The sequence below is a fragment of the Tumidithrix elongata BACA0141 genome (genome assembly GCF_036349135.1).
Lineage (GTDB): Bacteria > Cyanobacteriota > Cyanobacteriia > Pseudanabaenales > Pseudanabaenaceae > Tumidithrix > Tumidithrix elongata.
This window is the reverse complement of sequence record NZ_JAZBJZ010000143.1, coordinates 1-11,720: the sequence shown is the minus strand read 5'-3', so window position 1 is coordinate 11,720 and position 11,720 is coordinate 1. Positions and strand designations below refer to the sequence as shown.

Genomic DNA, 11,720 nt, shown 5'->3' with positions numbered 1-11,720 from the left:
AGCTTTCTATCTTAACTTTTATAGTTTTTTGTCTTGACAATGGGGAGCACTTTACAGAACGTTGATAGTTTTTATGGCAATAAAAGCAGTCAATATGACCAATAGGTTCTAATTCTCCAAACCCAATAATTTCACCTTCTTGCTCGGCGACATAGGTATGGCGACTCGAACAGACCTTTGCCCAATCTCTAAAACCGATATTGTCGGGAGCCCAAGCTTTGATTTGAGCGCTTGAATAATCGCGGATGTTGACTTCTCGCACGGTGTCGTGAAACAACTGCGCAACTTGTTGGGCATCTTGAATTTCAAACAATCTCACTTCCATAGCCCTGCTTTACACTTCCTTCGCGATCGCTTCCCAGAACATCAAAATCGAATAGAACTCTATCATTTAATACAAATTCCTCTTAAATCTCCAACAGATCGTTTTTTGGATTCCGATCTGAGCGTGTTTGTTCTTGAAAATGATATAACGTAGTAGCTCACAATCAATTGGGGTAGAGTAGGAAAACATTCTTGATAATTAATAGGCTATTTCACTATGAGTTCGAGCGTTTATGAAATCCTATCCCAAACTCAGAGACAACGAGTTAGTGATGGCGCGATCGCGCCAATTCTTAAAGGCTCAGAATCTGCCAATCGCATCCTTGTGCTCCTATGGTCTCAACTAGGCGATTTTGACAGCTTAGAGTACGCATGGTGGGTACAAAGAGAAATTGAGTATATGCAAACTCAAGGAATATCTATTTGTGCAGTGGGAATTGGCGATCGCAACTCTGGTCAAAGTTTCTGTAACTATACAGGGTTCAAGCAAGAATACCTATATGTCGATCCGACAGGTGCGCTGCATAGAGAAATCGAACTATATGCTGGGCTATCACTTAAGCTACCTGGATTTTCGGCTGCTCAGAATGCTTGGTTAAACCTATTGCTGATGTGTGCGGGTATTGGCAGCCCTGGTACATTGGCGGAAGTGCTTCGTGGCTATCGAGGCGATCGACTTGCTCCGCAACTCATTGGCGATGAGGAAGTGATTCGAGCAGCCCCCTTGCCTCCACTCAAAGGATCATTCTTTAAATTTGCTGGGGGGAGTGGGTTTCAGCGTCCATTTGAACTTGCGACATTGCGTTTGCGCAATATGGTAGAGGTTCTTAGTCATTGGCATTCCTATGTGCCCGATGCCGCCTATCTAACCCAGCGCGGTGCTACGTTTCTGTTTGACGAGCAGAGAGAACTGCTCTACGAACATCGCGATCGCGGTATCCTTGGCTTTGCAGCTAATCCTAGCGATCCTATGTCATTTATCAGGGAAAGAAATACTTAAAACAGAATTAATCGCCAGAGGGTAATTTGACTATAAAGGTACTCCCAACCCCGATTTCGCTACTTACTTCCACTTTGCCACCATGGGTTTCGACAATCTGTTTGACGACCGCCAGCCCTAAGCCAGAGCCTTCATATTGACGATTTAGTGCATTATCGAGTTGGGTAAAAGGCTGAAATATTTGGTTGATGTTTTCTGGCGCAATTCCAATACCTGTATCAATCACAGAAATCTGGATGTAAGATTTCTTCTCATTGCGATCGCCGATCTCGGTAGTAAGGTTAGCCGCTAAAGTAACCCGTCCGCCACCTGACGTAAATTTGATGGCATTGTTGAGTATGTTAATCAGTACTTGACGTATGCGTCGTTCGTCTAAGGAAACATCTGGTAAATCAGGCTCAATCTCGCTCTCAAGCTGAATATTCTTTTGAGAAGCTTGCGGTTTGACAAATTCTAAACTGGCTTGACAAATTTGTTTGATTGACGTTGGCGAACAATTTAGTTCTAAATACCCAACTTCAGCGTCAGAAAAATCAAGAATGTCATTGATTAATTCTAATAGATGGCTTCCACTCTGCTCGATGATTTGCAAAGCTTCTTTCTGTCTGCTATTGACAGATCCATAGACCTCTTCTTGCAAAAGTTCTGAGATTCCCAAAATAGGATTCAGTGGTGTGCGAAGTTCGTGACTCATCGTAGAGAGAAATCTATCTTTGAGTTGAACCGCACTAACCAGTTTGTGATTGACGAATGATAGTCTTTTGTTTGCCTCTTCGAGGTCTCTTTCAGCCTGTCTGCGATCGCTAATCGCATGGGCAAGGGCAATCTTGTCAGAAATATCTCTTACAACCCCTTGAACTCCGATCGCAAATCCTTCAGAATCTTTGGCTGGAAGCATGTCAGATGAGACCCAAACATGACTACCATCTTGCTGAAGATGGCGAAATTCGATCGCCATAGGTTCTTTCAAGCCAGATACAAGAATTCTCTCAAAATATGCGATAAAGCGGATGCGATCGATCGGATAGACCAGATCGACGATCGATCTGCCTAACCATTGGTCAGGCTCCCAGCCAAATAATTCTTTAAACTGCGGGGAGAGACTGGTAAATTTGCCGTCTAAGTTAGTTGCCCAAATCAAGTCGTCTGTACATTCCACAAAATAGCGAAATTTGTTCTCACTCTTCGCTAAGGCTGCTTCAGATTGCTTATGCAAGCGAAGTAAGTCAGAAATTGTACTGGTTAACTGCTTTCTCTCTAGCAAATTATCTAGCGATCGCTGCAATCTTTCGGGAATTAATTGGTCTTTTACGAGATAGTCATGGGTTAGATTTTTGATGGTTTGAGCCACGGCAGTCTCATCCACTTGCTGAATCAGCATTAGGGCAGGTAATTGAGATGATTCCTGTTGCTGCATCCATTTTAAAACTTCCAGTCCATTCCCATCCTGTAGCTGAAATCCCACTAAAATGGCATCAGGTTTTTCTACCTCACATAGATTCCTGGCTTCACTGAGGGTATGAGCTTCCAAAATATGATAGTTGTCAGGGCGATCGCACTTCAAAAATCGACCGTAGGTTTGTCGATCTATTTCAGAATCATCAACTATCAAGATTGTAGCGATCATAGAAATTAGCCGAATCTAGGCAAGAAAATATTAAATGGAATTTAAGAAGATAACCACGGGTAAGCCAGAAAAAATCATATTCAGATGGAGTTCGGAGATTCCTGAATCTTTTCTCAGCTAAACATTTGAAACTAGCGACGAGATATCACCAAATATAGATATAGATATCACTAAATATGAACGATCGCGAGAATAAATTAAAATTAAATAAGCTTTAGATGGGCTCTATGCAAAAAAATAAAATTTTAGAATGATTTCCTAAATCGTATAACCTCCCGATCTGAGATATTCCATTGGATAGATAAAATTTTTCTGTAAGCTTCGCACGAAAGAAAGAACAATTCCTGAAAATACGACTGACTCTACAGGAGAAGTCATGTATCTATTCCCGATTTATTCTAGGCAACCAATATTACATGTAAACATTTCTGAATAATAGTTTTGGGATTTTTCCCGTAACATCCCTAACATAATAACACCTAAATTATGAATAACGAATGTCCTTCAAAAGGCATGAGATGTTTAGTTATGATAGTACTGTTACCCATACGTTCAATTTTCGCAAACAATAAGATGAAGTTAGCTTAGGAGAAAACTATGGTTTTAGTTGCGCAGGCAAGCCAAAGTGAAAGAACCCTGTTCATTCAACGTACCTATGGACATCTTGCAGGGGCAGTAGCAGCATTTACGCTTTTAGAATTTGCTTTTCTAAATTCTCCCTTGGCAGGAATGATGTTGAACCTACTTTCTGCCAATCGATATATGTGGCTGTTATTACTGGGAGGTTTTGCCCTATTAGGTTGGTTAGCAAGAGAGTTAGCTTCTAGAACATCTTCCCTGCAATCTCAATATTTGGGACTGGGATTCTATGTGATTGCGGAAGCAATCATTTTTGTCCCACTTCTATTCATTGCAATTCATTTCTCAAGTCCTTCGGTCTTACCCAATGCTGTTGTTTTGACGGGGGTGATGTTTGCGGGCTTGACCGCGATCGCCTTTACAACGCGCCAAGACTTCTCTTTTTTAAGAGGTGCGTTAACAATGGGTGGATTTATCGCCCTCGGGCTGATTTTGTGCAGCATTATGTTTGGCTTTAGCCTTGGGCTTTGGTTCTCGCTGGCTATGGTTGTCTTCGCCTGTGCTGCCATTTTGTACGACACCTCGAATATCATCCATCATTTCTCAACGGAGCAGTATGTGGCGGCATCGCTGGAGCTATTTGCTTCGGTGGCACTACTGTTTTGGTATATCCTCCGCATTTTGATGGAGTTTAATCGTCGCTAAATTCAAAACCATTGAGAATAAAGAAGGAAGAATCAAAGATCCTTCCTTCCTTTGGATAGAACTAGAGATTATTGCAAAAAACACCTAGAAATCGAAGTAAATAAACGGCAAGTTCTTTTCAGGTCCCAGTAAGCCCACTAAATAGAGACTGATCGGAACGAGAAAGAGTTTGACTTGCCAAGTAAATTGCAAACGAGCGCGATCGCATCGATATAGCAAAAACATAACCCCGACAATTCCCGCCATCAGTAGAGCTATTTGCCCCGCAGTCATGCCTAAGGACTCCACGTAAATTTTGACGCCAAACTGCGGATCGGCCGCCCGTCCCCACATTCTCTGTAAAAATAGGTTGGTATCGGCAAGATTGGGTAGGCGAAATGGAATCCAACCGATGAGAACGATTAGCTGAGTCAGGGCGATCGCGGCAAGTTGCATGGGCAATAATTTCCAAGCATCCATCAATCGCTCAAACTTTGACCCCACCACCATCACGATGCGGTGAAGTGCCAGTGCCATGCCATGCCATGCTCCCCAAAGAATAAATCCCCAGTTGGCTCCGTGCCAAATACCTACGATCAGCATAATAATCATGAGATTGACGCAGGTTAAAAATAAGCCCTTGCGAGAACCACCGAGGGGGATGTAGACATAATTTCGCATCCAATCGCCCAGGGTAATGTGCCAACGTCGCCAAAAATCGCTGATGCTGCCTGCGAAATAGGGAAAATCAAAGTTTTGGGGTAGTTTAAATCCCAGCAGCATGGCACTGCCCCGCGCCATATCGATATAACCGCTGAAGTCAAAATAAATCTGCAAGCCAAAGCCAAACAGTGCCAACCATAGATCGACACTCCCCGCCCGTTCCATATTGCGAAAACATAAATCGACATAGCGAGCCATATTATCGGCAACAATGCCTTTTTTGATCGCGCCAGAGGTAATCAACCACACCCCATCCACCATATCCTCTAGCTTTGGACTAGGGCGTGAGGCTAATTGTGGGGCAAATTCGTGAAATCGAACGATGGGGCCTGAGAGGATTTTGGCAAAAAAGGTTTTATAGGTCACGAAGCTGAGAAAGTCCTTGGCTGGGGCACCGCCTCGAAAAATATCGACGAGATAGGCGATCATCTCAAACACAAAAAAGCTCAGCGTGATCGGAGCGACGATACTTGTCTTTGCCCATGTTGCGATCGCATTACTAGCCGATAGCCCTGTGAGACTGGCAACAATCGATAGTAAAAAAGGAATGTACTTAAACCCGACCAAAAGCAAGACGTTAAAGCTTACCCCCACAAACAAAAGCCAGCGTTTTAGTTGGTAATTGCTGGTTTTGATCTTTGCCCCCAGCCAAAAATTTACCCCCGTCATCACGATCAAGAGCCAGACATACTGCACTTGAATTAAGGAATAAAATAATAAACTCGCCGTCAGTAAAATCAACAGGCGAGTTTGAAGGTGAGGGATTAACCAGTAAATGATGGCAATACTAATTAAGAACGAGCCATATTCAAGGGAGAGAAAATCCATATTAGGTAATGACTTCGGGTTCGGTAACTTGCTCTATGTGGGGGTCAATTACATTGGCTGGTTTGATCGGTAGCCAACTGGGTAAAGCGGGCGTAGTTTCTTCAACCTGCAATTGCACACACGGAATTGTATCTGAAAGTATGGAACTTGCCATCATTCCTGTATGAATTTCTAGATGAGCATTTTGTACCGACTCAAAAATTAAATGCTGCCCTGGGAAGACAACCTTCTCAAAGTACCAGTTGGCAACATTAGAGATGCGGGCAATTTGAATTTTGCTGGTGGCATTAACATAGCAGCAAACGATTTTGTCTTGACTGTTTTCGGGTAGTGGATCGAATACCGACATAATAATTTTTTATGGAGCGAGTAAAGTTTAACGACCTGTAATAACTTGCAATTAACTGTGGACTAGCGAGACTCCCCGTATTTCAGCCTTTATTCGGTTTAAATTTAGGTTGGACTGGGATGATTAGCCTATAGCCAAAGGGTCTCAGGTTGGAAATTCTCTTCAAAAGTGGGTATCGCAAGATATTTCGCGATCGCTATTGAAGGTGATTTTTGCCATTTTTAGCCCCAAATTAAGTGATTCTTGCCTAAAGGCAAAGGTTTGAATCTCACCCCTCTTTCGGTACAAAACAAAGTTATCACTACAAAGGAGGTGTGATTGTAAAAGCGTTTACCAAGTAGGGAGAATTCCTGAGAAAGTTAGGCGGATTTTTTAGATATTTTTTATGTAGTGGGGAAATTACCGACCAACGCCAGCTAATGCCGAAATTGGGGCAGAAAGTGCTTCCTCGAGGGGGGCAATTCCCAGACGTTCTTCTAGAATGTCCATGACGGTGCGACCAAAGTCATCTTGATTGCGCTGCCATGCCTGCAAACAAATTTCACCAAAGAATGACCCTAAAGGCTCAGGATTCCACAAAAGTTTTTTGGCTGTCCAAGGCATCATGCTCATGGGGTTATAGCCGGGCTGAATCACATCGTGTTTAAAGGCGAATTCCTCAAGGTGGGTGTGAGGCTGTAAGCCAATAAAGAAGATCGCAGGTTCGACTTTGTCTTTCCCAAAGATTTTCTCTAGTTCGCGATGATAGGCGATCGTCTGGCGAATGGTCTCAAAGGTTTCGTCAATCACGTTAAAGGAATAATTGACGGAAACCAGTTCGTTAAAACCTGCGCTTTTGAGGTCGCGACAGTTTTGCAACACCGACTTGAGGTTGTACCCCATCCGCATTTTGCGGATTAATTCTTGCGAACCACTGGTAATGCCGATTTCAAAGTAATTCATGCCTGTGGCTACCATGAGTTCGCACAGCTCAGGCGTGAGGTTATCCGCACGAATATAGGCCGCCCAGTGAATATCCTGCATGCCAGCGGCTAAGACTTTACGCAATAGCTCGATCGCATCATCAATATATTTCTTGGCAGGAATAAACTGCGCGTCGGTAAACCAGAAATTGCGAACACCTCGGCTATAGAGCTGCTGCATCTCTTTGACGACTTCATCGGCAGGATTAATTCTGACCTGCTTGCCTTCGATCACGGTGTAGATGCAATAGCAGCAGTTGTGTGGACAGCCACGCTTGGTTTGCACGCCGATATAAAAGTCGCGATCGCGGAAGTAATAGTTAAATTCTGACCAGATCGACTCGATGTAGTCGTAGTTACAGGCAGTTTTTTCAATGGGGGCAGGTTGCTCGTGAATCAAGCGATCGCGGGGTTTGGTTTCGCCCACCACATAGCAGCGATCGCTAGTGATATCAATACCCTGTACCAGTCGCTCTAGTAAAGATTCGCCTTCGCCCACGGAAATAATCGTGCCCTTGGGTAAAACTTTCCCGAGTTGCTCGTAAAACACGCTCACTGCTCCACCTCCGACTACCACTTTTGGGTTTGGGTAATAGCGCTTGGCACGGGCTAATCCGCGTCGAATCAGTTGGTTATTGCGCCAAAGTTCGGTGTAATAGGAGGTAAATAAACGCAGCCCGTTAATCGCGCCGCGAAGCTTTGTAAAGGGGTTTTTGGCATAGAAAAACTCAAAGGAATTTTGCAGAGGGTTTCCACCTCTGCCGCCAACTGGGGCATAAATTTGAATATCGCGCCAAGAAAATACGAGCAGGTTCGGATGAAAGCGATCGATGCTTTCGTCCAGTGCCTTATAAAAATCTAAGGGGGGCACAGTGCCCAGATCGCAAATGCGTTGCGCTACATTAGGCGCAAGCTTGTGAATGTGATCGGCTAGATAGACTGCCCCTATAGGAAAAATCGGATTACAAGGGAGTCTGACATACAAGATGCGATCGGCAGCATAGTCAATTTCAGACATAAGTTCAGTTTGCTAATATGCAATTTAATAAAACTTTATATATCTGTCATTGTACCTAAACAGCGATCGCGGATTAAACGGATGAAAGGATTTCACTGATTTTGGTGATGATTGGCGATCGCAAAGTTCGACTATCATTAAATTAGGTCTTAATTAAGTGCTTTATTAACAATGATAAATCTCAAAAATATTCATTCCCTGAGCGATTTCAAGCGTAATGCTAAGGAATTTATCGAACGAGTCAAAGCCACACAATCGCCTTTGGTTCTGACCGTCAACGGTAAAGCTGAAGTTGTCATCCAAGATGCTCGAGCCTTTCAAGCAATATGCGATCGCATTGAACAAGTCGAATCAGAACTACGCACCTTAAAACTTGCGACCCTAAAACAAGACATCAACCTCGGTATTTCCCAGCTAGATAATGGAGACTATGCTGAATATGACGATGACACATTGCCAACACTGCTAGAAAGCATCAAAACTCGCGGTCAAAATCGGTTACAGCAGCTTAAAGATGAATCGGTTTAAAATCTCTCGACAGGCTAGTCGAGACCTTGAGGATATATGGGTATACCTTTCTCAACATGATGGTTTAGCCGCAGACCGTTTACTAGCAAAAATCCTCAACAAATTTCCCATGCTTGCCCAATTTCCAGAAATGGGCACAATTAGAGCAGAACTATCAAAGGAATTACGCAGCTTTCCAGTTAAGCCTTACATCATCTTTTACAAGCGAATGGAAGATTGCGTTGAAATTGTGCGTATTTTGCATCAGTCGAGGGATATTGAAAATCGGGTTTAATCAGCTTAATCTGTGTTGCTGACCGTAGTTTTAGGTATAGGTTGAGTTTCCTCGCACAAAGTCCAGTAAATTAGGCATTGTGGGTATCGCATATATCCCCTAAAATTCTTAATAAATAACTTTGGCTTGCTAGCTAGATGTACAAAAGTTTCACCTTCAAGCCCGATACAGCTTTTCAAGCAATAGAGAAATTATGTTAGGGAAAACTCTGGTAAGTCGCTATAAGGTCACTGAAGAATTGGGACAAGGTGGCTTTGGTCAAACCTTTATTGCTGAGGACATGCACTTACCCAGTCATCCCAAATGCGTAATCAAGCAATTAAAGCCAATAGATACCCGTCCATTTGTTATAGAAGCTGCCAAAAAGCTATTCGATCGCGAAGCCCAAACATTATACAAATTGGGAAAGCATAGCCAAATTCCAGAACTCTTAGCTCACTTTGAGGATGGAACGGAGTTTTACTTGGTGCAAGAATTAATCGAAGGAATTGTTTTAAGTCAAGAAATTGCGCCGGGTAAACAGTCGAGCGAATCCTTTGTATTTTGGCTATTGCAGGAAGTATTGCAAGTTTTGAGTTTTGTGCATCAACAGAATGTCATCCATCGCGACATTAAGCCATCAAACTTAATCAGAAGAAATTCAGACGGGAAGATTGTCCTGATTGACTTTGGGGCAGTTAAAGAGATCAATATCCAGGCAGTCGATCCTGCGGCACGGACGAATTCCACGATCGCGATTGGTTCGCCTGGCTATATGCCTGACGAACAAGCTAATGGCAAACCCAAGTTTTCCAGCGATATTTATGCAACTGGCATGATGTGCATTCAGGCTCTGACTGGTGTAATCCCCAACCAACTGTCTGAAAACACTAAAACGGGTGAGATTATTTGGCGCGATCGCGTTCCAAGTATTAGTACCGAACTTGCAGATTTTCTAGATAAAATGACGCGCCGCCATTTCGCGCAGCGTTTTGAAACTGGGACAGAAGCCTTAGCTGCTTTAGTGGATTTGCCGAAACCCAATGCTTTGAGTTCGACAATAGTTTCGAGCCAAACCACTGTTATCTCTCCCCAACCGCCTATAACTCCCGATCTACCATCAGAAGCAGTAACGTTGTCCAAAGCTAAAACAGCCAACCTTTCTGAGTCAACCCTAGCAGGACAAAAGTCTCTTTCAGAACAAAATATTTCGAATGCAAACAAAGTCTCAAGAAAAGATCATCCACCAGAGACAGCCCCAACAGGAAAAACCTCTCTCCCTTTGCCACTCGTAAGTAATGAGGGAGGAAAGCAAGAGAATAGTAAATCGTCGGATTTTTGGCACAAATTACCGGCAATCTCAGGACTTTTAGCTGCATTAGCTACTCTTTTAGGTGCAACATTTACAGGACTCTATCAGTCCGGGCTAATTGGAAGTAAACCCACTACCTCTCCATCATCATTAGTTCAAACTATTACCCCAGTTCAAACTTCTTCTTCAGATCCGACTGTTATGTATACTCAAGGGCTAGCAAAGTATAATTCCAAAGATTATGCAGGAGCAATTGCTGACTACACGGAAGCTATTCGTCTCAAGCCTGACTATAAAGATGCATACAAAAGTCGTGCAAGTACGAAAATTACAATAAGAGACTTTAACGGAGCGATTGCAGACTGCAACGAATATATTCGCCTCGATCCTAACAATGGTAAGGTCTACTTCGATCGTGGATATGCAAAGAGCAATTTAGGAGACAAAAAAGGAGCAGTTTCTGACTACACAGAAGCTATACGTCTCGATCCCAACGTTGCTAGTTCCCACGGCAATCGCGGAAGTGCGAAGAGGTTTCTAGGAGACTATCAGGGAGCAGTTTCTGACTACACTGAAGCTATTCGTCTCGATCCCAACTTTGCCGATTACTATAAAGGTCGCGGAAGAGCAAAGAGCGCTTTAGGAGACAAAAAAGGAGCAGAAGATGACTTCAACAAAGCTAATCAGCTTCCAAAAAAATAACATTAGGAAATTGAACTACAGATTAGTAATAGTAGGATTGGTCTGTATTGACACATCGCAAAAGCCCAGAATCTTGATGCTCGTCCCGTTTTCCAAAGTCCTGTCTGGCAGGCAGGCAATGTCAACCACCAAATCCACGCTCGGTAGTTTCCAATCTCGCAGATCGGGCAGATTGCTATGTCCTCTGTGCGCTATTTAAGCCTAAAGAACTCTCGGTTAAGATACATCTCCATTCCATCCATATTCCAACAGGTTAAGCCTTCTGTTTCTGATTTGCAAGTCACTTCAGGCGTTGAGATGGACGATCCGTATTCAAGTATATTTTTAGTAATTCCGTTCATCGAATCTGAGGAGCGAACCGCTGAAGCCGAACCACGCGGGGGCAGTCGAAATCTGTACCCATAACAGCCCGCATCCACACATCCCCAATTCGCCCATTCATGTTCAACCACTTCGCACAGCGCACCACCACGTTCATAAAGTGAGCAATAGATATTTCTGGAGGGTGTGGCAAACCTTAGCTCGTCTGCACTTGCGAAGCTGCATATTGATGACAGTATCAAACCGCTTGTTCCACCGAATATAAAAGTTCTCAGAAAAGGAATTCTCATGATGGTATGGCTCTTAAATGTACTTGAAAACTTGATGAATTATTCACCATAACTCTTTTAAACGATGAACCCACCATTTATAGAGGTTTTCACTTTAGTACAAGCAAAGGATGTTGGATAAAAGCTTTCTATAGCAAAGTTTCATCACTTTTCTCATGTGAAAACATGGCCAATTCAAGGATGAAATGCAACGGGGTCTGATGAAGCAAAGAATACTTCG

Annotated in this window: 11 protein-coding genes; 6 read left to right on the top strand and 5 right to left on the bottom strand. The window is 43.2% G+C overall.

The genetic code is table 11. The features are described from left to right. Window positions 1-325: GNAT family N-acetyltransferase (locus V2H45_RS22845; protein ID WP_330485999.1), on the bottom strand; the 325-nt coding region annotated here is incomplete at its 3' end. A gap of 216 nt (window positions 326-541) precedes the next feature. Here V2H45_RS22845 and V2H45_RS22840 point away from each other — a divergent pair. After that, on the top strand, window positions 542-1,324 hold the full coding sequence (locus V2H45_RS22840) for a peroxiredoxin-like family protein (RefSeq protein ID WP_330485998.1): 783 nt from the start codon (window positions 542-544) through the stop codon (window positions 1,322-1,324). A 7-nt stretch (window positions 1,325-1,331) separates the two neighbouring features. On the opposite strand, the gene V2H45_RS22835 is transcribed toward V2H45_RS22840, so the two are convergent. Continuing rightward, window positions 1,332-2,951, bottom strand: a complete 1,620-nt coding sequence (locus V2H45_RS22835; RefSeq protein ID WP_330485997.1) for an ATP-binding protein — start codon at window positions 2,949-2,951, stop codon at window positions 1,332-1,334. 597 nt (window positions 2,952-3,548) lie between these two features. Between V2H45_RS22835 and V2H45_RS22830 the strand changes: the two genes are divergently transcribed. Then, a complete protein-coding gene (locus tag V2H45_RS22830; RefSeq protein WP_330485996.1) occupies window positions 3,549-4,235 on the top strand; it encodes a Bax inhibitor-1/YccA family protein in 687 nt (228 codons plus the stop codon). Window positions 4,236-4,319: 84 nt separating this feature from the next. Here V2H45_RS22830 and V2H45_RS22825 read toward each other — a convergent pair whose 3' ends face one another. The 3 genes from V2H45_RS22825 to V2H45_RS22815 all read right to left on the bottom strand — a co-directional run bounded on the left by V2H45_RS22825 (window position 4,320) and on the right by V2H45_RS22815 (window position 8,094). Then, window positions 4,320-5,765, bottom strand: coding sequence for an MBOAT family O-acyltransferase (locus V2H45_RS22825; RefSeq protein ID WP_330485995.1), 1,446 nt, complete (start codon window positions 5,763-5,765; stop codon window positions 4,320-4,322). A gap of 1 nt (window position 5,766) precedes the next feature. Beyond that, the gene (locus V2H45_RS22820) at window positions 5,767-6,117 is read right to left on the bottom strand and encodes a DUF1830 domain-containing protein (RefSeq protein ID WP_408648877.1); all 351 of its coding nucleotides are present in this window, start codon (window positions 6,115-6,117) and stop codon (window positions 5,767-5,769) included. A 396-nt stretch (window positions 6,118-6,513) separates the two neighbouring features. Then, on the bottom strand, window positions 6,514-8,094 hold the full coding sequence (locus V2H45_RS22815; RefSeq protein WP_330485993.1) for a photosystem II high light acclimation radical SAM protein: 1,581 nt from the start codon (window positions 8,092-8,094) through the stop codon (window positions 6,514-6,516). A 171-nt stretch (window positions 8,095-8,265) separates the two neighbouring features. On the opposite strand from V2H45_RS22815, the gene V2H45_RS22810 reads away from it, so the two are divergent. The 4 genes from V2H45_RS22810 to V2H45_RS22795 all read left to right on the top strand — a co-directional run bounded on the left by V2H45_RS22810 (window position 8,266) and on the right by V2H45_RS22795 (window position 11,294). After that, entirely contained in the window at window positions 8,266-8,622 is a 357-nt protein-coding gene (locus V2H45_RS22810) for a type II toxin-antitoxin system Phd/YefM family antitoxin (RefSeq protein ID WP_330485992.1), read from the top strand. Beyond that, window positions 8,609-8,896: a type II toxin-antitoxin system RelE/ParE family toxin gene (locus V2H45_RS22805; protein WP_330485991.1), complete on the top strand. Its 288-nt coding sequence runs from the start codon at window positions 8,609-8,611 to the stop codon at window positions 8,894-8,896. The genes V2H45_RS22810 and V2H45_RS22805 overlap by 14 nt, the downstream gene beginning before the upstream one ends. A 193-nt stretch (window positions 8,897-9,089) precedes the next feature. Further along, window positions 9,090-10,889 (top strand): serine/threonine-protein kinase, encoded by a 1,800-nt coding sequence (locus V2H45_RS22800; RefSeq protein WP_330485990.1) that lies wholly within the window; start codon window positions 9,090-9,092, stop codon window positions 10,887-10,889. A 177-nt stretch (window positions 10,890-11,066) separates the two neighbouring features. Further along, entirely contained in the window at window positions 11,067-11,294 is a 228-nt protein-coding gene (locus tag V2H45_RS22795) for a hypothetical protein (RefSeq protein WP_330485989.1), read from the top strand. Window positions 11,295-11,720: the final 426 nt, after the last annotated feature.